The organism is uncultured Psychrobacillus sp., from assembly GCF_938022135.1.
Classification (GTDB): Bacteria; Bacillota; Bacilli; order Bacillales_A; family Planococcaceae; genus Psychrobacillus.
The window spans coordinates 1-21,087 of record NZ_CALIED010000057.1; the positions used below are offsets into that span (position 1 = coordinate 1).

The 21,087-nt window shown below is 36.7% G+C and carries 21 protein-coding genes, 1 pseudogene and 1 riboswitch; of the genes and pseudogenes, 2 read left to right on the plus strand and 20 right to left on the minus strand.

What is annotated here, in order from left to right; translation table 11 throughout:
• Nucleotides 1–115: 115 nt before the first annotated feature.
• Nucleotides 116–811 carry a glutamic-type intramembrane protease PrsW gene (gene prsW, locus Q0371_RS11525; protein WP_298471200.1) on the minus strand — a complete coding sequence of 232 codons (696 nt, stop codon included), beginning with the start codon at nucleotides 809–811 and terminating at the stop codon, nucleotides 116–118.
• Between the two features lie 79 nt (nucleotides 812–890).
• Here prsW and Q0371_RS11530 point away from each other — a divergent pair, with 79 nt between their 5' ends.
• On the plus strand, nucleotides 891–1,862 hold the full coding sequence (locus Q0371_RS11530) for an asparaginase (RefSeq protein ID WP_298471203.1): 972 nt from the start codon (nucleotides 891–893) through the stop codon (nucleotides 1,860–1,862).
• Between the two features lie 205 nt (nucleotides 1,863–2,067).
• Here the strand turns inward: Q0371_RS11530 and Q0371_RS11535 are convergent, their stop codons facing one another.
• From Q0371_RS11535 to Q0371_RS11560, 6 genes are all read right to left on the minus strand, one after another.
• A complete protein-coding gene (locus Q0371_RS11535) occupies nucleotides 2,068–3,042 on the minus strand; it encodes a YpdA family putative bacillithiol disulfide reductase (RefSeq protein ID WP_298471205.1) in 975 nt (324 codons plus the stop codon).
• A gap of 28 nt (nucleotides 3,043–3,070) precedes the next feature.
• Nucleotides 3,071–3,838, minus strand: coding sequence for a metallophosphoesterase (locus Q0371_RS11540; protein ID WP_298471207.1), 768 nt, complete (start codon nucleotides 3,836–3,838; stop codon nucleotides 3,071–3,073).
• A gap of 200 nt (nucleotides 3,839–4,038) precedes the next feature.
• Nucleotides 4,039–4,671, minus strand: coding sequence for a CBS domain-containing protein (locus tag Q0371_RS11545; protein WP_169359595.1), 633 nt, complete (start codon nucleotides 4,669–4,671; stop codon nucleotides 4,039–4,041).
• A 73-nt stretch (nucleotides 4,672–4,744) separates the two neighbouring features.
• Nucleotides 4,745–5,371 (minus strand): LysM peptidoglycan-binding domain-containing protein, encoded by a 627-nt coding sequence (locus Q0371_RS11550; protein WP_298471209.1) that lies wholly within the window; start codon nucleotides 5,369–5,371, stop codon nucleotides 4,745–4,747.
• A gap of 74 nt (nucleotides 5,372–5,445) precedes the next feature.
• A complete protein-coding gene (locus tag Q0371_RS11555) occupies nucleotides 5,446–6,852 on the minus strand; it encodes a RecQ family ATP-dependent DNA helicase (protein ID WP_298471211.1) in 1,407 nt (468 codons plus the stop codon).
• A gap of 2 nt (nucleotides 6,853–6,854) precedes the next feature.
• A complete protein-coding gene (locus Q0371_RS11560; protein ID WP_298471213.1) occupies nucleotides 6,855–7,823 on the minus strand; it encodes a helix-turn-helix domain-containing protein in 969 nt (322 codons plus the stop codon).
• Nucleotides 7,824–7,994: 171 nt separating this feature from the next.
• On the opposite strand from Q0371_RS11560, the gene Q0371_RS11565 reads away from it, so the two are divergent.
• On the plus strand, nucleotides 7,995–8,243 hold the full coding sequence (locus tag Q0371_RS11565) for a ferredoxin (RefSeq protein WP_169359599.1): 249 nt from the start codon (nucleotides 7,995–7,997) through the stop codon (nucleotides 8,241–8,243).
• 94 nt (nucleotides 8,244–8,337) lie between these two features.
• Here Q0371_RS11565 and Q0371_RS11570 read toward each other — a convergent pair whose 3' ends face one another.
• The 13 genes and pseudogenes from Q0371_RS11570 to Q0371_RS11630 form a co-directional block, all read right to left on the minus strand.
• On the minus strand, nucleotides 8,338–8,931 hold the full coding sequence (locus Q0371_RS11570) for an ECF transporter S component (RefSeq protein WP_251555945.1): 594 nt from the start codon (nucleotides 8,929–8,931) through the stop codon (nucleotides 8,338–8,340).
• Nucleotides 8,932–9,087: 156 nt separating this feature from the next.
• A riboswitch (FMN riboswitch) is annotated at nucleotides 9,088–9,222 on the minus strand.
• A 123-nt stretch (nucleotides 9,223–9,345) separates the two neighbouring features.
• The gene (locus Q0371_RS11575; RefSeq protein WP_298471216.1) at nucleotides 9,346–9,528 is read right to left on the minus strand and encodes a hypothetical protein; all 183 of its coding nucleotides are present in this window, start codon (nucleotides 9,526–9,528) and stop codon (nucleotides 9,346–9,348) included.
• A 400-nt stretch (nucleotides 9,529–9,928) separates the two neighbouring features.
• Nucleotides 9,929–11,185, minus strand: a complete 1,257-nt coding sequence (locus Q0371_RS11580) for a hypothetical protein (protein ID WP_298471218.1) — start codon at nucleotides 11,183–11,185, stop codon at nucleotides 9,929–9,931.
• Nucleotides 11,178–11,720, minus strand: a pseudogene (gene sigX, locus Q0371_RS11585) (RNA polymerase sigma factor SigX); the annotation flags it as partial. The gene Q0371_RS11580 and the pseudogene sigX, both read right to left, overlap by 8 nt.
• Before the next feature lie 49 nt (nucleotides 11,721–11,769).
• A complete protein-coding gene (locus Q0371_RS11590) occupies nucleotides 11,770–13,548 on the minus strand; it encodes an ATP-binding protein (protein WP_169361302.1) in 1,779 nt (592 codons plus the stop codon).
• Nucleotides 13,541–14,257 carry a response regulator transcription factor gene (locus Q0371_RS11595; RefSeq protein WP_169361303.1) on the minus strand — a complete coding sequence of 239 codons (717 nt, stop codon included), beginning with the start codon at nucleotides 14,255–14,257 and terminating at the stop codon, nucleotides 13,541–13,543. The genes Q0371_RS11590 and Q0371_RS11595 overlap by 8 nt, the downstream gene beginning before the upstream one ends.
• Before the next feature lie 115 nt (nucleotides 14,258–14,372).
• Nucleotides 14,373–15,557, minus strand: coding sequence for a c-type cytochrome biogenesis protein CcsB (ccsB, locus tag Q0371_RS11600; protein ID WP_298471220.1), 1,185 nt, complete (start codon nucleotides 15,555–15,557; stop codon nucleotides 14,373–14,375).
• A 1-nt stretch (nucleotide 15,558) separates the two neighbouring features.
• Entirely contained in the window at nucleotides 15,559–17,220 is a 1,662-nt protein-coding gene (locus tag Q0371_RS11605; protein WP_298471221.1) for a cytochrome c biogenesis protein ResB, read from the minus strand.
• 13 nt (nucleotides 17,221–17,233) lie between these two features.
• Nucleotides 17,234–17,770, minus strand: coding sequence for a thiol-disulfide oxidoreductase ResA (gene resA, locus Q0371_RS11610; RefSeq protein WP_169361306.1), 537 nt, complete (start codon nucleotides 17,768–17,770; stop codon nucleotides 17,234–17,236).
• A 98-nt stretch (nucleotides 17,771–17,868) separates the two neighbouring features.
• Entirely contained in the window at nucleotides 17,869–18,603 is a 735-nt protein-coding gene (locus Q0371_RS11615; protein ID WP_298471223.1) for a pseudouridine synthase, read from the minus strand.
• Nucleotides 18,604–18,702: 99 nt separating this feature from the next.
• A complete protein-coding gene (locus Q0371_RS11620; RefSeq protein ID WP_298471225.1) occupies nucleotides 18,703–19,665 on the minus strand; it encodes a D-alanyl-D-alanine carboxypeptidase family protein in 963 nt (320 codons plus the stop codon).
• Nucleotides 19,666–19,718: 53 nt separating this feature from the next.
• Entirely contained in the window at nucleotides 19,719–20,297 is a 579-nt protein-coding gene (gene scpB, locus Q0371_RS11625) for an SMC-Scp complex subunit ScpB (RefSeq protein ID WP_169361309.1), read from the minus strand.
• Nucleotides 20,278–21,048: a segregation/condensation protein A gene (locus tag Q0371_RS11630; RefSeq protein ID WP_298471228.1), complete on the minus strand. Its 771-nt coding sequence runs from the start codon at nucleotides 21,046–21,048 to the stop codon at nucleotides 20,278–20,280. Before Q0371_RS11630 ends, scpB begins: the two co-directional genes overlap by 20 nt.
• Nucleotides 21,049–21,087 lie beyond the last annotated feature (39 nt).

The window sequence follows — 21,087 nt, forward strand, 5'->3', positions numbered from 1 at the left end:
CTGATTTAAAGATTTCTTTGCATTATAAATCAACCCTACCCTTTAACATAGCCAAAGTAAATTGCCATACAAAAAAGTCATGACCTATTTAGTCATGACTTCTATCTTCTTAAAGTTAGTTAGGATCTTCCCTAATAAAATATTCGTGTTTTTCAAATCTACTTCTACGAGATAAAATATGAGCTTGCTTTACTTTCGACAAGCCAAAAACCCATAAGAATAACATAAACGGAACCATCAGCAATATCTCTAACCCTGTGAAAGTCAGTATGCTATTATAGATAATGTGTAGAAAGAGTGGGGCAATTAAAGCAAAGAAAAGTTCCAACCTTATTTTTTTAAACGAGGTAAACTTAGCTCTACCTATATAATATCCCATAACTACACCAAATAATGCATGGCTCGAAACAGGTAACAACGCTCTTAAAAAAGCCTCTCCCATTCCATAGTTCAAAAGATATAAGATATTTTCTACGGTTGCAAATCCTAAAGAAACACTCGCACCATAGAGAATTCCATCATACGGGTCATCAAACTCAACATGCTTATATAAGGCCACTATTATTATTAGCCATTTAAAAAATTCCTCTAATGTACTTGTCACGAGGACATTCCGAAAAAAAAGAGAAGTAAACAAATGCTCCTCGTTTAATACGTGCTGGATAAACATAATTGGGAATGTTAATATAGCACCATAAATAAATGTATGTAACAAAAGCCTTGAAGGTTCTTCGGCAATTTCTCTACGAAGATAGAAATAACTTAAAAGCGCAAGAGCCGGTGCAATCGCACAGGAAAGTAGTACGAACATGATCTTACTCCTTCCATTTTACTATTTATATTATACATTAATTTCTTCTCATTTTGTTAAATTTCTGGAGGTTATATCAATGAAAAATATCTTACTTATCCATACCGGCGGAACTATTTCAATGCAGGTAAATGCAGAAACAGGTGCAGTAGTACCTTCAGATAGCAATCCATTACTAGTAGAAGCAGATAAATTAAATAGCCTAGCACATATTATTGAGCTAGAAATATTCAATCTTCCTTCCCCACATATAACTCCCTTTGAGATGTTCCGTATAAAAGAATTAATTGATCAATATATCGATAAAGGTGAAATTGATGGAGTGGTGATTACTCACGGTACAGATACTTTAGAGGAAACTGCATATTTTTTAGATTTAACAATTGGACCAGCCATTCCTATCGTGCTTACTGGGGCTATGAGGTCTGCTAATGAAATAGGATCAGATGGCTTATATAATTTAGTGTCAGCTATTCAAGTCGCTTCATCTGATGATGCAGTTGGAAAAGGAGTTTTAGTTGTATTAAATGATGAAATACATACAGCGGTAAATGTTACGAAAACACATGCCAGCAACGTCAGCACATTTCAAAGTCCGCAATATGGCCCTATCGGATTTATCTCTAAGTCTATTGTATATTTTCATCACACCCCTAATCATCAGCCTGTTTTTCCAATTCAGCAGATTAACAAGAAGGTTGCTTTATTTAAAGTCTATGCAGGGATGGAAGCGGATCTCTTAGAAGCCGCCATAAATGTTGGATATGACGGGATAGTTTTAGAGGGGCTGGGCCAAGGCAATGTACCACCTAGCCTAGTACCAGCAATTCAAGATTTATTGGCTAAGGACATCCCTATCGTTCTTGTATCGAGGTGCTTTAACGGAATTGCCCAAGACGTTTACGGTTATATGGGTGGCGGGAAAGGTTTAAAGGATTTAGGAGTCATTTTTGCTCAAGGTTTAAACGGCCAAAAAGCTAGACTAGCTTTACTAATTGCCTTAAATCATCCAGATCCAAAACAAGCCCTCCTTAGTATATTTACTAGGTAAGATAAAAAGTCTTTAATGATTCAATAGGTACGAGCTTAATAATAAACGCTCCGAGCTATCTAACTCCGTGTACAGACCTAACAAAAGCCCTCAAAAAAACAAATACCTCGAGAGATTTTTCTCTTGAGGTATTTAAAAAATAGTCCTGTCAATTCGTAGCTATAGCATAAAAATGAATTCACTTTCATTTGAAAAGAAGAAAAGTCTAAATACTTTCTTCTTTTCTTTTAATTTCTTTAGCTATCAGCTCGCCATGGAAGCGACCGTTTTCTATAAAAATTTCGTTTGCATTATTTCCTGCTGCTATTACTCCTGCAATAAAAATACCCTCCACATTTGTTTCCATGGTTTCTGGATTATGAGATGGTCTTCCACTTTCGTTATCAATGGCTACTCCCATTTTTTCTAAAAAAGAATGGTCAGGATGATAGCCCGTCATAGCAAAAACAAAATCATTTTCAATGTCGAACTCGCCCTCTGATCCTTTTAATGTCACTTTGTTTTCTTCAATCGATAAGACCTCCGTATTAAAGTGCATTTGGATTTCGTTATTTCTTACACATCCCTCGAACTCTGGTAAAACCCACGGCTTAATGCTTGAGGAGTATTGTTCTTGACGATATACCACTGTAACATTTGCTCCTGCTTTATTTAGCTCAAGCGCAGCATCGATTGCAGAGTTTTTACCTCCAATTACTAAAACATTTTGGGAAAAGTATGGATGTCCTTCTTTAAAATAGTGAAATACTTTCGGAAGATCCTCTCCTGGTATTCCCATGTAATTAGGGTGGTCGTAATAACCTGTAGCTACTATGACGCTATTAGCTTTGTAAGAGCCCTTAGAGGTAGTCACGTGAAAATGATCGGTAGACTTTTCAACACGTTCCACTTGCTCATATTTGTTAACCTGAATATCTTTACGTTTCACTACCTCACGATAATAAACCAAAGCCTGATTTCTTTTTGGTTTTCTTTCTTCTACGATAAAAGGTACATCTCCAATGGAGAGCTTTTCACTCGTACTAAAAAAAGTTTGATGAGTAGGATAGTTGAAGATAGCATTCACCACATTTCCTTTCTCAATAACGAGCGTTTCTAATCCCATTTCTTGAGTAGAAATTGCTGCTGATAGCCCACAAGGACCGCCTCCAATTACCACTACATCTAAAACTTGTTCCACGTATAAAACTTCCTTTCTTACTATATGTCTATCTCTCCATGTTATGAAGGGTTATGATATGACACTCAGATTTAGCTCCTAAGCGCAGTGGCACTCCGGTAGTACCAAATCCATTACTTATTAATTCTGCGCGATTTTCTTTTAATCGGTAGGAACCTTTCTCGTATATACCAATAGGTCCTATACGAATTTGTCCGCCGTGTAAATGCCCAGCTAGCATTAGCCGAGGCTTACTTACCTTAAGAGCGGAATGGAAAAATGCCGGTGCATGACTAACAAATATGGTAATATCCTTTTCTTCCACCAGATTAAATGCATCTGCAATAATTACTTTCCCTACAAACCCATCATTTATCCCTACTAAGCGAATAGGCATCTTTCCTTCGGAGATCGTGACAGAAGTGTTATTTAACATTTGAATGTCTAGCTCTTGAAATATAGACAATAAGTTAGATTCGCCTACTTCACGATCATTATTTCCAAATACATAAAAAACAGGACCAAGCTTTTTTAATTGTTGTAAATTGAGCTTTGTCCTCATCAAAGGTACACCCTTTTCTGTCAGGTCCCCTCCTATGATTACTAAATCTACCTTTCCTATGATGGAATGGATTAATGTATCATCTATTTTTCTGCGATGTATATCAGAAATAAAAAATATATTCAGTTGTGTCCCTTTTGGCATTTCTTTCACAAGGAGCTGATGTTCTTTTACATTCGTTTGAATTGCTAGAAAAAGCATGTAAAGGAAGAGAATGATACCTGCAATAACAATGGTGATTCCTATCGATAACACTTATTATATTCCCCCTAAACCAAATAAGAAAAGCAAAAGCTTCTATACCTTACCCGTAAATCATATCAAAAGTTTAGAATAGCCCTTAAGCTACTATATTCCTGTTTGACCACGAGGTTCAAGGCAAAGCCAAACTATTCACTTTACCCTCTTCCAAGCAAAAAGACAGGGAATGACCCCTGCCTTTGAACCGATCTATATTACTCATCCTTGTCTATATGTAACACCCGGAAGCCTGATTTTTCTAGGTCATGGATAATACGATCTAATTTCTGTTCGTTATCAATCTTAAGAACGATTCGACGCACAAGCTTGTCAGTTTCATCAAAAGTAACTAAGGATATTACTGAAGTGTGATACTTGTGAAGAATATCAGACACTTTCAAAATTCTTCCTTCTGATTCCACCGAAGTAAAGGCAATTCTTGTTCCCTTCGTATTCATTCCAAAGGCACTCTTAAATTGATGTATCGTATCGTATCGAGTGACAAGACCTAAAAATTTCTCATCCTCTACTACTGCAAGAATTGGAAAATCATATAATTTCATAAACGCTTGCTCGAATACATCACTTGTTTTGACAAAGGTATCTTCCCTAGTCACTACATCTGACACTTTTGTCTGTTTTAAAAACGTTTCTTTATCTGTATCACTGTAAAAATACGCCTTATATAACAGATACTTATTGAACATCCCTAAGTATTTTCCAGACTCAATAATTGGTAGGGCATCAATATCCTTAGCTTCCAGTTCATTTAAAGCATCCAATACGGAAGATTCTCCACTAATCGTTAAGCATTTTTCCTTCGGGATCATAACACTTTTTACAAACATGCAAACACCTCTTTCTCTATAGGTCTATACTTATATATTCTATAAAAAGGTTATTTATCCTGCTATCTGTACATTATGGCAGGATTAATTTTTGTCCTTCATAAATTTCATTCGAAGCTAGACCATTTGCAGCTTTAATTTTTTCAACTGCTTCTGGATTTTTATAGTAGTTCATTGCTATTCGGTATAAAGTCTCGTTTCCTTTAACAATATGCGTTTTAGCCTCGGTTTTAGGCTTTTCAACTTTTTCTTCCTTCTTAGGTTCTGCCTGCACTGGTGCTTTCGGTTCTTCCTTTTCTACAGGTGCAGGTGCTACTGCAGGAGTAGATTGAGCAACCTCAGTGGACTCTTCTGGCTTTGTTTCTTCTATTTTTTCTGTTTGAACTGGTTGCTCGGTAACCTCTTCATCTTTCTCATCTGTCTCATTTGAATTAGAGATTGGTTTTGTTTCCACTTCAATTCTAGCCTCTTCGGTTGTTGTCTCTTCTTTATCAGGCACATAGATAAACTGGACGTAGATTAAAAAACTTGCTGGCAATAATATAAAAATTGCAAATAAGGTTGGTAAAAGAAGGTTTTTTTTCTTTTTCTTCTTACCAGTAGCATTTCTTCTGCTTCTTCTCAATTCGGATGATTCATTTTCTACCCCAATGGATTGTCTATGCTCTTCTATTTTTTTTTGATAATCATCTTTACTCATTTTTTCAAACTCCATTCTTCCACTTATACTACTATTATGACGAATTTTGTTGAAAATGTAAATGTCGTTAAGAGCTATAAGAGACTATTTAATCTACTTTTCCAGTCAAGTTTAGTAGTATTAACAGTGGTTTTTTCGTGTAGCCGAAATATTTCCTGAAGATTTAGAGTACATTTTGAACAACAATTTTGGGGCTTCCTTGTTAACCTTTGACCAAAATGAGCTAATAATTGTTCCCTTATACAAACCTCATTCTGTAAAAGGGTGTACAAATCTTGTATTTCTCTCCACTTTTTTTGTCGAATCCGTTGAAAAAGATTAATGGTTTCTTGTTGGGATAGCTCCTTTTTCCAGTAATCTAGTATTCTTTGTGTCGTTTCTGATAAAACTACCTGATCACTTTTCCGATAAGCAACTTCAATATCCTGTTCCTCTGGAAATTCTTGCATGGCTACAAAATAGGCTTGTTCTACATCAGATTGCATATAAAGAATCGTCGCAATCGACTGTTTCCCGTCCCTCGCAGCCCTCCCTACCTCTTGCATATAGTTAGCGATAGAGGTTGGTATATGATCATGAATAATTTGCCTAATGTTATCCTTATGTATTCCCATACCAAATGCATTTGTAGCGCAAATCCAATCTAGATGTCCTTGCTGGAATTGCTGCTGGATAAGAATACGATCCTCTTGATCCATTTTCGAGTGATAATAAGCAACCTTTACTCCCTTTTTTTGAAGCTCCTGGGCATAAAATTGTGTTTTCTTTCTAGACTGGCTATAGATAATCCCAGGACCAGTTGTGTTAGTGACTCTATTTATAATCCAGGTCAGCTTTTCTTTTTGGTTTTCTACCTGATAGGATTCATAGGCAATATAAGGCCGATCTAAGGAATGGATATACTCAAATGGCTCTTTCATCAATAATGTATGTTCAATGTCCTTTATCACTTCATTGGTAGCAGTAGCAGTTAAAGCCAGCACGTTCACATGTCGGAATGCCTGAAGTGATTTAGAAATTCTTAGATAATCTGGTCTAAAGTCAAAGCCCCATTGAGAAATACAATGCGCTTCATCTGCTACTATGAACGCAATTGAAATACTAGAAAGCCTTTGTTGAAAATACTCGTTTTGCAACATTTCTGGTGATGTAAATATAAATTTATATGTTCTCAGTCGAGATAATGCTTCTTCTCTTTGTTCAAAGGATAAAAAGGAGTTGATCGCCACCACTCGTTTTTCACCTAGCATTTTAAGCTGCTCCACCTGGTCCTGCATTAAGGAGAGCAATGGAGAAATGACTAGAACTGCTCCATCCATTAAATAGGCGGGCAATTGGAATAATAATGATTTCCCCATTCCCGTTGGCAAAATAGCTACAACGTCCTCTCCCGACAATACTCGTTCAATAATTTCTCTTTGCCCTTCTCGAAATTCTGCATAACCGAATCGAGTCTGAAGTATGTGCTGAAGCTGATCCATTTTCATACACTCCTTTCAAGAGCTAAAGCTAATCTAATTTGAAAATAACTTAGTTCTGGTAAACTATCTCGGATTATTTTCAATTTTTTCGTTTTATTTTTAGTAGAGATCATCAACACTCGATGTATATCTTCTTCTGAAATAAAAGGTGTAAGAGACATAGTTTTATTAGTAGAAGCGATTTCTATTAAATGATCTTCTATCGTATTTACCTTAAGAGATCTGATAGAGGCGATTTCTTGTAAAGAATAGCCTTGTGTTAAAAGCTGTTCTGTTTTTAAGGCAGATTGGGTCAAAGGATTATGTACAAAAATATCTTGTGCTAATTGGGTTAAATCAGGATGGTCTACTTCATTTAAGTTAGTTAAAATAATGTGTAGCGCTTCTACAAATTGAAGCTTCATATCTGTAACTGAGGAATCGTATGCCATAGCCAGCTGATCCCACGTCAATCCACTTATTTGATATCCACTCAGTCTATAGATGAGCAACGTCCGATGAATTTCCCCGACACTTGGATGCAATAACAGATGTTCAAGTTGGCTTTTAAAGCTTTGCTGAAACTTGTCAGATTTATAATCTCTTTCTCTTAAATAGTTTTTGACGAATTGGTGAACAAAATAATCCTTTTGGTTTGGTATAAATCTTGATTCATTGTTCTTAAAGTGGGATAGTGTTTGCATGACTAATTCTAATCTTCCCCAAAAAACTTTTTCATTTCCTCTTAATAGCCATCCATTAAACAGCGGATTTTTATAACCCTTTAGCTGAGCTTCCCCTTTGTCACTGACCCTTAGCAGAGTGTCATGCTGCTCAATCCAGCTGTATTCATAGAGCTTAGATAGCTCCTCTTCATACTCTTCCTTTGTGAGTTTCGGGTAAATAGAGAAATATTGATGCAAACTAAAATATGTCACATCTTGTATCGTTTGACCTGATTTTTTTCCTTTTAATAAATAAAAAGAAGCCATTGCTGACCGCTCTCCATTAAAACTTTGTATGATATTTAGTAATAGTTGGCTAAAATACAAGTTAAATACCTCACAGTTTAAAAGTATTTTTGTTGAAAAGTAATGAAAACAGCTTTAGAATGAATAAGATAGCTAATTCGTATAAGTAGAATTAAAGGAGAGAATATACTAATGGCAAAATACACTATAGTAGATAAAGATACATGTATCGCATGTGGAGCTTGTGGAGCAGCTGCTCCAGATATATATGACTATGACGATGAAGGTATCGCCTTTGTTATTTTAGATGATAACACGGGGACAACAGAAGTTCCAGAGGAATTGATGGAGGATATGGAAGACGCATTTGAAGGCTGTCCTACAGATTCCATTAAAGTTTCAGAAGAATCATTTGAAGGCGACGCACTTAAATTCGAATAGTATAGTAAAGGCCAAGAATATGAGTAACTCATATTCTTGGCCTTTTTGTTTTTATAGACAAGATTACAAGCAAGCTTAAGTAATCTAAAATTTATTAAATAGTCTTTGGTACTTTAAACGATTTACTAACCTTATCTAGCAATGGCTTCATTCGTTTAAATAAAACGATCATGACGATAGTCACTAGAATACCTTTTATAAGGTTAAACGGTAAAATACCTAAAATAATTGAATTAAATAAAGCTGTTCCTGTTTCAGCAGGGAAATTTAAGAAGTACGAATACATTGGTAAGAAAACATAATAGTTTAACAAGCTCATACCAAGTGCCATACAAATAGTCCCAACACCTAAACCGTAAGCAATCCCTTTAGAAGATGATACTTTACGATAAATAATATAAACAGGTGTTATAAACAAGATACTCGTTGCAAAGTTAGCCATATGACCAACTGGAACGCCTGTAGGACTTCCTGAGAATAACCAATCCAACACGTTTTTCATTAGGGCTACAAGTACCCCTGCAACTGGTCCCATAGTGATTGCAGCAATTAAAGCTGGAATATCACTAAAGTCAATTTTCAAATAAGCTGGTAAAACTGGTAACGGAAATGCAAGCAGCATTAATACGAAAGAAATACTACTCAGCATAGCGATTGCAATAAGCATTCGCGTCTTACTTTTTGCCATAAATCCTCTCTCCTTTTGCGATTCACTCCACAAGAAGAAAGGTTCAGCTTGTTATCCATACTCAAAAAATCCCTTAAGCATTACGTTAGCTTAAAGGAGAAAAAGGTACACTTAAATAAGCGTATCCGTATAAGAGCATACGAAAAACAGCTGCACCTTCACCTTCTCCCATCCAGACTATACTGTCGGCTTTGGAATCTAACCAAATCCTGCCATTAACGGCTCGCGGGCTCAAGAAAAAAATCTTCTACTACCGCCGATCGGGAATTTCACCCTGCCCCGAAGATGAATCAATATTTTGTTGTCATTCAAGAATATCTTGAATTACAATCATTTTATCAAACTATATTAATATATGCAATACAACTGTTTTACTTTAAGCAAATTATTGATGCCATGGAAAGTGGGAACCAGTTATTGAACTTGGGAAGGATCACCTGGATATATAAGAGGTATTTGTGCGTCGGAATTCATGCTACCGGTGATATTTTTTCCGGGAACGGTGATAAATGCCTCACGAGCGGTGATAAATACCTGCGAACGGTGATAAAAGGCATTTCTCTTTGACTCTTCTAAAATTGTGCTACATAAAATCAATGAAGTGTCTCCTAAAGAGCGTCTACGCACATTATTATCAAAAAGCGTCACCTAAAACACTCCCAAACGCACCTAAACTATCCAGTTGTGCTACATAAAATCAACACCCGTCACCTAAATGACGCTTACGCACCTAAGATTCAAAAAGTGTCACCTAAAACACTCCCAAACGCACCTAAACCATCCAGTTGTGCTACATAAAATCAACCACCCGTCACCTAAATGACGCTCACGCACCTAAGATTCAAAAAGTGTCACCTAATACCATCCAAAACGTCCTAACCTCTAGTAAAACGCTACCTAAAGGTAACCCTTCCCCCTGGCACCCAACCACTTAAAATCCCCTTCCTCTCACATAACAAAAAATCGACCTACTAAATAGCAGGTCGATTCAACTATATTATTTATTATCGATCAAGACATAACCATTAGGTCCCATAGGAATTGGTAAAGATGTTGTCAAATCAAAACGATCCCATTGCTTTTGCTCGACATTTTCTAAGCGTACGGTTTTATCGAAGCTTGCGGCAGTTAGTGTAAATGCCTCTATCATTAGGATAGAATCCGCATAATCCATTGTTGCCAAATCTAAAGTTTCTTCAAAGGTTATGACCACAGTGTTGCCTTCTTCTGTCACTTCGTAATTAACACCTTTAGGCACTACAGTTGTAAAATAATCATTTACTGATTTTTGCATTTCCGTAAAAGGGGGTACAGTAGATGCATCCTTAGGAACTAGGAAGGTTAGACCGTTACTCATCTTTTGCTTGAAGTAGACTTGCTGTTCATTTGCGCTTATTAAGGACTCTTTATCCATAACGCCCATTTGGTCCCAAGTGATCGCGGTGCCATCTTCATTTAATCGTTCTAGAAAGGCAAAATCACTAAAAATAAATCTAGTTGTATCATCATAAACAGCTGTAGTAGCAGAAGCTTCGTCATATCCATGACCTTTAGGTAAATAATGTTGTAGTGTATCTCCTACAGAAACAAAATGACCTTGAAAAGGCAGATAATCGTTAAAGCCTAAAGCAACTTCATCGATAGCACTTGCATACTGCTCATATAACTGAAGACTATTTGGCCATCCGTCAGGAAAATCTTCATTGATTTTCCCTTTAGAAATAATGATTGTAATTGGGTATGCATAGGCCTCTTTTGTTAATGAAAAATGAAATGCAACGCCATCGTTTAGATCATCCTCATATACCGTCCTTGCACTATTAAATGGTTGAATAGGTAATGATTCACTTTCAACAGCTAGAGAATTGAATGATTCATCCTTATTCTCTATTTCCGCTTCTTCCGTCGTTTTCATGTCTTTCTCCATTTTCGACTCAGAGGCTGGATTAACATCCATCGTTCTCATTGTATCAGCTTGTTCATCAGCTTTATGCTGTGAAGCAGATTCTTCATTACTCGTCTCCAAGTAAGAAGAGACCAGGAGCGTCAACAATAAAACAGCAGCAATAGAAACTACAAGTGGCATCCATCTTGAAAACGGTTTGTTGTTACGCTTGATAACATCTATGTGGGCAGACTTCATTTCTGAATGAACGCGATTATACACTTCATCCTTCGAGCGATTATCTGTAAAGATGGGCATGTTGCTTAAGAGCTTTTCTAAATCATCATTCTGTTTTTCGTTATTACTCATGTTGAACATTACCCTCCTTCTTTTGACTAGATAATTTTTCTCGAAGCGCTTTAATCGCTCGATGCTGGGTTGTTTTCACTTTTCCCTCGGTCCAAGATAGTATTTGTGCAGTTTCTGAGATAGAAAGCTCTTGGAAGTATCGCATAATAACCACCATTTTCTGGTCACCTGTGCAAGTATCTAATGCCAAGAGGAGGGCCTTCATCTCATCATTTAAAACAGCGAAATCCTCTGGTAACATATCCTTTGATGCAAGCTGCGTCGATTCCCAGTCAAATGCATCAAACATCTTTTTCTTTCTAACTGTATGCTTTCGAAAATGATCGATAGCCACATTTTTAGCAATCGAAAATAACCATGTTTTTTCAGAGCTTTTACCTTCAAATTTACTATAGGCTCTTAGAACACGAACGTACACTTCTTGGACCAAGTCTTCCGCAGTCTGTCTATTTTTCACTAAATAGATCAGAAACTGAAAAACGTCTTGATGATAGCTATCATACAAGCGGTGGAAAACGGAGTCATTCATATGGCTCCCCCCGTTCTTTCAATTAGTCGTTTCATCTCCCGTTTTGTTACATTAACTAAAAGGGTAATCGAACAATAAATGTTGTACCTACCCCAACCGTACTCTCTGCAGAGAGGTAACCATCATGTCTCTCTACAATATTTTTGGCAATAGCAAGACCCAGACCTGTTCCAGCCTTCCCTCTAGTTCTAGCTTTATCGGCTTTATAAAAACGTTCAAAAATATAAGGAAGATCCTCTTCTGGAATTCCTACTCCGGTGTCTGATACCTTAATAATAATTTGGTTTTCTAAAGTACTTAAATGAACAGTCACAGAACCTGCTTCTGGTGTGTGTCTTAAAGCATTGTCGATAAGATTCGTTAACACTTGCTCCATTCGATCTTCGTCTATTTCTATCTCTAACGGTTGACCTGATGGAATGTGCTGTTCAAAGTTCAAACGAACGTTACTCTCTTTAGCAGCTTGATCAAATTTCTGTGTTATTCTTTCAATAGTTGGAACTATCTCTACGTTTTCCTTATATATACTCAAATACCCTGATTCTAATCTTGCTAAATCTAGTAATTCTGTTACTAATCTTCCCATTCGTTTCGATTCATCATAAATGACTCGTATCATTTCATTTTTATCTTCTTCAGTAGTTACAATTTCATCAATAATGGCTTCACTGTAGCCTTGAAGCATTGAAATCGGTGTTCTCAGCTCATGGGACACATTTGCTATAAAGTCAGAACGCATTTTGTCTAAACGATGTTGCTCAGTCATATTACGCAGCACCACCACAGCTCCACGAACATATTCGTTGCTGTATAGAAGGCTAATGGAGACAGAGAAATACTCTCCTCGAATTTCTAGTTCCTCATCCAACTCTTCTTCTATATCTAATACATGTTCTAAAAGATGACGCAGCTCATTTGGTAGCTCAGAATCATCCAATTGGTTGTTTTCAGCTTGCCATTTTGTAAGAAGTTGTTCTGCTTGTGGATTGCTGACTTGTACATGGAAATCCTTATTGATAGTAATAACAGCATCTGTCATAGACGTTAAAATGCTAGCCAGTTGTTCTTTTTCTTGATTGATTACCTCTACATGGTGCTTTAACTGTTTCCCCATCCGATTAAATGCAGATCCTAGCTCTCCTATCTCATCTCGCTGTGTATAGGGTACCTTCGTTTCAAAGTTCCCTTTAGCTAGCTCTAATGCAGCCTCACGCATAGAACGTAAAGGAGAAGTAATTCTTGAAGAAAGGAAAAACGTAAAAAGAGTAGTAAGCAGTAAAGCAATAAAACCAGATAAGAACACAATTCTTGTCGTGTTGTTTGAAGTTTTACTTACTACCTCTAAGCTTTGATAAATAAAAACAGCGCCGTGTGTTTGTATTTCAGACTCTAATGGAAAGGCTAGAATAAGATAATTTTCCATTAAGTTATCTTCACTCATGGAAGGCATTAGCATCTTTCTTATAATCGTCTTATCAGTAGTATAAATTTGGGAAAGCTGGTCATCGTCTAAAATCTTATCTTTAATTACCTCTTTGTTTAAGCCATCATGAATGGAAAGGAACACAGATTGCGCATCGTCTACAATTAATGCATTTGTTTCTGTTCCTAATATATCACTAATGATAGAAATGGATTCTTCTACATTATCATGCTGTTCTACGATTTTTCCGATGGTTGCGGCTTCCTGCCTCAAGGTTTCTTCTGCTTGCTCTGTATGGAAATCTTCTAAAAACTCTAACATAAGGACAGTAATTATAAACAACACAAATAAGACGAGAAGCAATATGGTTCCCCATAGCTTCCCGACAACACTATTCCAAATCCTATTCATTTCCTACCTCGAACTTGTAGCCAACTCCCCATACAGTAACAATCATTTTTGCAGCTTTTTCGGATACTCTATTTAGCTTTTCACGTAATCTCTTCACATGCGTATCAACTGTACGTAAATCTCCAAAGAAGTCATAATGCCAAACTTCCTTCAAAAGCTGTTCTCGGTCAAATACCTTATCTGGAGCCTTAGCAAGGAAATATAGCAATTCATATTCTTTAGGTGTAAGACTAACTTCTTCCCCGTCAGCAGTCACTCGATGTGCATCGTGGTCAATTGTTAGATGTGGAAAAACAACTACATCCTTGGATATCGACACAGATTGGGAAGGAGAAAAAGCAGTAGATCTTTTTAAAAGTGCTTTTACACGAAGTACCACTTCTCTAGGACTAAATGGTTTTACGATATAATCATCTGCTCCAAGTTCAAATCCCTCTACTCGGTTGGCCTCTTCCCCTTTAGCAGTAAGAAGAATAACTGGCGTATCTTTATGTTCACGAAGCTCTGTAATCACTTCGATTCCGTCTTTTTCAGGCATCATAATATCTAATAGTATACAATTATATTCATTTTCTAAAGCGAGCTGAAGAGCAATTTGTCCATTTTCTGCTTCTTCTACTACATAACCTTCTCTTTCTAAATACATTTTTAATAATCGACGGATACGTTCTTCGTCATCTACTACTAAAAGTTTTATCATTTCTGACATTACATATCATACCCTTCTATCAACATCTATCTTATATTGTACAATTACTTATCATAAAAGAAAAGAAAAGCTCTCCATTCTGTTGAATGAAGAGCTTTTTAGCACTACTTTTGACTTACGCGTAAGAGTGAAGCCCAGCAATAATTAAGTTTACCGCAATAAGGTTGAACATAATGATGATAAATCCTATTAAAGCTAACCAAGCAGATTTTTCGCCTTGCCAACCTTTTGTTAATCTTAAATGTAAGAAAACAGCATAGAATAACCAAGTAATAAGTGCCCAAACCTCTTTTGGATCCCAGCCCCAGAAACGAGACCAAGCTTCATGTGCCCAGATCATCGCAAAGATTAGTGCTCCTAACGTAAATACCGGGAAACCGATTAATACTGCACGGTAACCAATTTCGTCCATAAGCTGCGAATTCGCTTTTTTAGTTAATGGCTGAAGAACTAAAGAAATACGTTTGCGTAATATTAAACGTAACAGTCCGTATAGCACTGTACCAAATAGAAGAGACCATACAACTGTAGTCAACTTTTTACCGTTAACTAATGGAGGAACTTCCACCAATGGCTCCATCGCTCCATCCGTAATTGCTTCTGATTCATTCATTCCGAATAAAGCAGGCATATTATACGTTATATCGTGTGGATTTCCTTCTTTGTCTATATAAGAATATTCCGCTGAATAATCTGCAACAGAGAAAGTTACTGTGGAGATAACAAATCCTAAAACTAGTACTAAAACGTACATAGTTGCTTCCATCCAAAAACGTTGCTTAGATGGCTTTGTAAGGTCAATATTTTTTAATAACCATATCAAACCTGCAACTGCACTAATAGCTAAAATAGCTTCCCCAAGTGCAGCTGTAATCACATGAATAGTTAACCAGTGACTTTTTAATGCAGGGATTAAAGGAGTGATATCTTTCGGGAACATACTTGCATAAGCAATAATTAGTACCGCTATTGGTAGAGCAAATAATCCAAGAGCAGGAGTTTTGTATATAAAGTAAATTAGAATAAATGCTCCAACAACAAGCATTCCAAATGCAGTTGTAAATTCAAACAAGTTACTAACTGGTGCATGTCCAGCTGCAATCCAACGGGTAATAAAATACCCTAAATTTGCTACAAAACCAATGATTGTCACGATGATTGCTAAGTTACCCCAACGTTTATATGATTTTCTAGCTGAAGCGGCAGAAGATTTGACTGCTCCACCAAATAGGAACGTAGCAACCAAATAAGCAACAAACGCAACAAACAATAAAGTCTCACTTACAGAAACCATTGTCATCTTATTTTTCCCCTTCCTGTATTTCCTCTTTTTCTAGTTTTGTATCTAGATCTTGTTGGTCCTCATATGGTGGAATGCTGGTTACCTTTGATACTTCATCGATATCCTTTTTCACACTCATCCAGTTTTTGTTTGTATGAGCCGCAACAACCATTTTTCCATCCTCTAGATACTGAAGCCAAATTCGGCGATGATTCCAGTATGACCCTTGTGCAACACCAATCATGAAAATCAATCCACCAAGCATAAGAATAGGAAGTGTTAAATCTTTTCGGATTGTAAGACCTGACATATCTCTAGTTTCTACACTTTCAAATTTAACTTTATGAGCTGTCTCACCTAAAGGCTCTAATGTATTTTGAATCATGACAAAGCTAGATTCTCCCTTAGGAAATTCCGGGCTATACATTTTCATTAAAAATGCTGGATTTTTTGGTTCAGGCGTCTCTGATTGTGGTTCTCCGTCTACAAATCCAGAGAAATTAGCGTAATAATCCACAATTTCTACTTTGTATCCGTCATTTAACTCGTACATACTTTGAGGATTTGATAATTCAACCGTAAACTGACCATGGTTAGTACCAGTTTCCTTATCCTCTAAATGGAAGGTCATAGACTTTAATTCATTAAGACGGAAATCCATTTGGAACACAGAAAAATTATCAAACTTCAAAGGTTCATTAACTTGAATGGATTCTTCCTTTACTAGCTTTAAATCTTCCGGATGTCCAGCAATTGCATCGTCAGGACCTTTATACAAAGCAATATCTGTTTGATAGTTTTTCGCGATTGAACCAACCCTATCCAAGGCTTCTCCAAAAACTTCCTCAGATTCTTCTTTTGTATAAGTCTCATATATGAACTGCTTACTTTCTAAGAAATATCCATCTGTTTGTGGGATATAGAGCGTCTCTCCTTCTCTGATCCACATTGTTTCATCGACATAGAAGCCTGGAATAGCACGCATCATAACACCCAATAAGAAAAGGATTAGACCTAAATGGTTAACATACGGGCCCCACCTAGAAAATCGGCCTTTTTCTGCCAGAATTGCATTTCCTTCTCTTTTCACATTATACTTTAATGCTTTTAGCTTTTCTTCCGCTTTCTCAAGCGATTCTACAGGAGTTTCAACCTCTCCCTCACCATAAACACGTTGACGTTTTAAGAAGCTCACATGTCTTTTTGTTTTTTGCCTTTTGAGAGATTTATACAGTGGAATTACTCGGTCTAAACTTGCAATGACTAGAGATATCCCTAGCATTCCAACTAATGTTTGGAACCACCATGAGCTATAAAGATCAGAAAGACCTAATTCATAGTAGAGTGTGCCGAACCACCCATAAACTCGTTCATAGTACGCAGCAATATCTTCTTCTCTTGTGGCAGGAACATAGAAAACCTGTGGCAAAATTGTTCCTATCGCTGCTGCGACTAAGATAGCAACTATTATCCACATCCCTACTTTCACACTAGAAAAGAAGTTCCAAATTTTATCAATGATTGTTTTGTTATAGGTTTGAGAACGTCTTGCAGACCCTTCATACCTCATATCAACAAGCTTTTGATCTTTCGAATGTTGACTTAACGGTCGTCCACAGCTTTCACAAAGCTCTGTACCTGCAGGGTTGACGTGCCCACATTTACAAACTATCTTGTCCATCTAAAAGACTCCTTTAGGAAGGTTTGATTTGTTCCATGTAATCAGCAATATCTTGCTCGGTCATCTCACCTTTAATAATCTTTTCGATCTTACCTTCCGGGCTAATCAAAAAGGTCGTTGGTAGTGGATCAATATTATAGGAATCCAACAAGCTTTTATTACGATCGATCGCAATTGGGAATGTTAAACCATATTGGTTAGCAAAACGGTTTACCTTCAAATCTGATTCTCCCACATTAATGGCTAAGGTTTGAACACCTTGTTCTTTGTAAATGTTAAATTGGTTGTCCATAGCTGGCATTTCTTTAGCACATGGTTTACACCAAGTTCCCCAGAAATTTAAGAAGATTCCCTGCCCTTCATAGTCAGACAGTTTATGCTGTTCTCCATTCATATCCACTACTTGGAAATTCGGTGCTTTATCGCCGACTTTGAGAACTGCATTTTTTTCTTTCGTCACGTTAGAGAAAATTGTAAAAACAATTGCTAGTGTAAGTACTACCAAAATAACTGCTCTTATGTAAAAACGTTTTTGTTTGGATTGAGCCACCTTTTATTTCCTCCATTCCATGCATTGCCGACAATATTATACCAAATATAATGTCCAATTTGAGAAGGACATATGAAGGCTTTGTGAACTTTTCATTGCTATTTACCTGTTTTACCTGTTTCTGCCAGTACTCTAAGCTGTTTAATCTCATGAGTTGTTAATTCTCTCCACTCTCCTGCGTTCAAACCGTGTAGAGTTAAGAAACCAAATCGTTCTCTTTTTAATTTTTGCACAGGGAAGCCAATTGCATCAAACATACGACGTACTTGACGGTTTTTGCCCTCATGGATCGTAATTTCAACAATTGATTTATTTGCTTTCTTTTCAGAAGATAGAAGCTTAACTTTTGCAGGAGCTGTCTTACCATCCTCTAAAACGACACCTCTCTCAAGCGGTCTTAGTTGCTCGCGTAAAGGTATACCTTTAAGTCGCGCGACATAAGTTTTGTCCACCTTGAACTTTGGATGTGTAAGTGCATAAGAAAAATCTCCGTCATTTGTTAAAAGCAATAAACCTGAAGTTTCATAATCTAATCTACCTACTGGGTATAATCTTTCCGTTACATGAGGGAGTAAATCGGTAACAGTCTTTCTACCTTTATCATCGCTAACGGCTGAGATAACACCTCTTGGCTTATAAAGTAAGAAATATTTCTTTTGTTCTTTCTCTAATTTGACACCTTCTACTTCAACTGTATCTGAATCAGAGACCTTAGTACCTAATTCCTTAATTACTTTCCCATTGACCTTTACTTTTCCTTCTAAAATTAACTCTTCTGCTTTTCTACGTGAAGCAACACCTGCGTGTGCTAAAACTTTTTGTAATCTTTCCAAGTAATCCACCTCGTCCATTCTTCATACATGAGTGAATTATGTCACACTTTTGCAGAAAATAAAAGAAGACAGTCTTTTAGAAAAACTGTCTTCTCCAAATTATTTGACTTTCTTGACGTTAAATTCTAGCGCAACATCTTTATCAATCATTACCTTCCAGAGAAAAGGCTTCTTTTCCTTGTTGTTTCTCGGGATAATGAGTACATTATTTAGCTTCTCTTCTTCTTCCTTGTTCAACAGTAAATAGTAGTCCTTTTTAACCTCTATTACCTCTTTTTGAAAAAGCTCGTATTTCCCTTTTTCAACTACTTGAACCATCGAATAGTTTTGGAATATTTGCTCTGCAAGAGAAACATGAGTGTTCCAATCATTTGAATGATTCAATGTTACCACAATTACTTCTTTATCTTTGTCTTTCAAATATGTTACAAGCGTTCTTCCAGCTCTTTTCGTATAACCTGTTTTACCGGCAACTGTATACTCATTGAAATGCATAAGTTTATGCTTATTTCTCCATTTGATAGAACGTTCCTTTGGAACAAAATTCTTAGCAGATGCGATTTTCATAAAATCTTCATTTTGCAAAGCAAGTCGGAACATATTAGCCATGTCGTGAGCCGAAGCATAGTGTTCATCATTATGAAGACCCGAAGGATTCGTAAAATGAGAATTTTCTAAACCAGCTAATTGAAACTTTTCGTTCATCAGTTTCACAAAACCTTCTAACGAACCTCCAGTATGCTCTGCTAATGCATAAGCTGCATCATTGCCTGATTGAAGCATTAGTCCATGCAGCAAGGAATTAACAGTCCAAACCTCTCCTGGCTGCAAATAGAGAGAGGATCCTTCTTGAGCCGCAGCTACCGAAGAAATCGTAATTTCTTCATCAAGAGTTGTATTGTCCAACACCGTCAATGCTGTCCACACCTTTGTAAGACTAGCAATAGGAAGCTCTACCTCTACATTATTTCCTAGCAACAATCTCCCTGTCTTAGCATCAATCACAGCATAAGATGAAGATACGGCTTGTGCACTTCCAATATTAACAAACAGGAAAAACAAAATTAGTATAAGCGCTTTTTTATAAATGGAAAATACTCCTTTTTCATTTATTTCTATCCTTCAAATGCTTCTTGGAACTTGGTCATAAATAAATCTGTGTCTTCCATGTCTTCTACCTCTACTTCTTCAGGTAATGGAGGTAGTGCACTGATATCCTTTAATCCAAAGTATTGAAGGAATTCCTGTGTAGTTCCATACAAGATAGCCCTACCTGTCCCTTCTGCACGTCCAACTTCTTGAACTAGTCCTTTTGCAGCTAATGTATGTATTGGCCGTTCTGATTTCACACCACGGATATCCTCTATTTCTACTCGAGTAATTGGCTGCTTATATGCAATAATAGCCAAAACCTCAAGCGATGCCTGAGAAAGAGACTGGGCAGTTGGATTTTCCACTAGCTTTTGAATACAATCTATATTTTCTTCCTTTGTAACGAGTTGGTATGTTCCAGCGAGCTGCTTTAGCTGGATGCCTCTGTCCTCTGTATCCTCATACTCCATCATCAACAAATCTAAAGCCTCGGCTATTTGGTTTTCTTCTGTATCTGTTAAGAATGACAGTTGCTTTTTAGTTAAACCGTCCTCCCCGCTTACAAATAGTAGACTTTCTATTTTACTCTTTAATTTCTTCATATATTTCAATTTCCTTTCCTAATTGAACAAACAAATCTTCAAAATTACTCTTTTGCTCAACCAAAACCGCCTGACGCTTCATTAGCTCCAATAAAGCTAAAAAGGTCGTAACAATAGTGTTTTTGTCTTTTGTTGGAAAGAGCTCATAAAATGATAGTCTTCCATTATGCTTTTTTAAAGTAGTAATCACGTTAGTCATAGACTCCCTAATGGAGATCTCTTGCTTGCTCACTTTAGTATGTAGAGGAGCATTAAGCTGCTTTCTTCTCAACATTTTTTGAAAGGCTCCAAGCATATCGTAAACATTTACATCGAGCTCAAACAAAGCTAACTGCTGATTACTTTGGTAACCACTTAAGTCTGCAGGCGGTCTCGTATAAAATAGATTACGAGTTTCTTCTAACTCCTGCAGATTACTCGCGGCTTCCTTATATTTCTTATACTCTATTAATTTTAATACTAGCTCATCTCTCGGGTCGTCTAAATTAATATCAAAATCATCCTCCATATCATCGTCCTGATGAATTGGAAGAAGCATTTTACTTTTAATAGACAGCAATGTAGCAGCCATTACTAAGTATTCACTTGCCTCATTTAACTCGAGAACTCGCATTGCATGGATATGTTCCATGTACTGTGTGGTGATCTCAGCCATTTTGATATCGTATATATCTATTTCCAAACGATTTATTAAATGTAATAATAAATCGAGTGGACCTTCGAATGCTTCTGTTTTTACTTCGTAAGACATAAAACTCCACCTAATATTGATTTTAAACATAATTATAGA

Coding starts and splice junctions, on each gene's coding strand:
- scpB (WP_169361309.1), bottom strand. CDS start 20,297: ATGAAGAAATTAAAGAGTAAAATAGAAAGTCTACTATTTGTAAGCGGG.
- Q0371_RS11570 (WP_251555945.1), bottom strand. CDS start 8,931: ATGGCAAAAAGTAAGACGCGAATGCTTATTGCAATCGCTATGCTGAGT.
- Q0371_RS11545 (WP_169359595.1), bottom strand. CDS start 4,671: ATGTTTGTAAAAAGTGTTATGATCCCGAAGGAAAAATGCTTAACGATT.
- Q0371_RS11555 (WP_298471211.1), bottom strand. CDS start 6,852: ATGGATCAGCTTCAGCACATACTTCAGACTCGATTCGGTTATGCAGAA.
- Q0371_RS11560 (WP_298471213.1), bottom strand. CDS start 7,823: ATGGCTTCTTTTTATTTATTAAAAGGAAAAAAATCAGGTCAAACGATA.
- Q0371_RS11590 (WP_169361302.1), bottom strand. CDS start 13,548: ATGAATAGGATTTGGAATAGTGTTGTCGGGAAGCTATGGGGAACCATA.
- Q0371_RS11605 (WP_298471221.1), bottom strand. CDS start 17,220: ATGGACAAGATAGTTTGTAAATGTGGGCACGTCAACCCTGCAGGTACA.
- Q0371_RS11565 (WP_169359599.1), top strand. CDS start 7,995: ATGGCAAAATACACTATAGTAGATAAAGATACATGTATCGCATGTGGA.
- prsW (WP_298471200.1), bottom strand. CDS start 811: ATGTTCGTACTACTTTCCTGTGCGATTGCACCGGCTCTTGCGCTTTTA.
- Q0371_RS11595 (WP_169361303.1), bottom strand. CDS start 14,257: ATGTCAGAAATGATAAAACTTTTAGTAGTAGATGACGAAGAACGTATC.
- Q0371_RS11530 (WP_298471203.1), top strand. CDS start 891: ATGAAAAATATCTTACTTATCCATACCGGCGGAACTATTTCAATGCAG.
- Q0371_RS11630 (WP_298471228.1), bottom strand. CDS start 21,048: ATGTCTTACGAAGTAAAAACAGAAGCATTCGAAGGTCCACTCGATTTA.
- Q0371_RS11550 (WP_298471209.1), bottom strand. CDS start 5,371: ATGAGTAAAGATGATTATCAAAAAAAAATAGAAGAGCATAGACAATCC.
- ccsB (WP_298471220.1), bottom strand. CDS start 15,557: ATGACAATGGTTTCTGTAAGTGAGACTTTATTGTTTGTTGCGTTTGTT.
- Q0371_RS11580 (WP_298471218.1), bottom strand. CDS start 11,185: ATGAGTAATAACGAAAAACAGAATGATGATTTAGAAAAGCTCTTAAGC.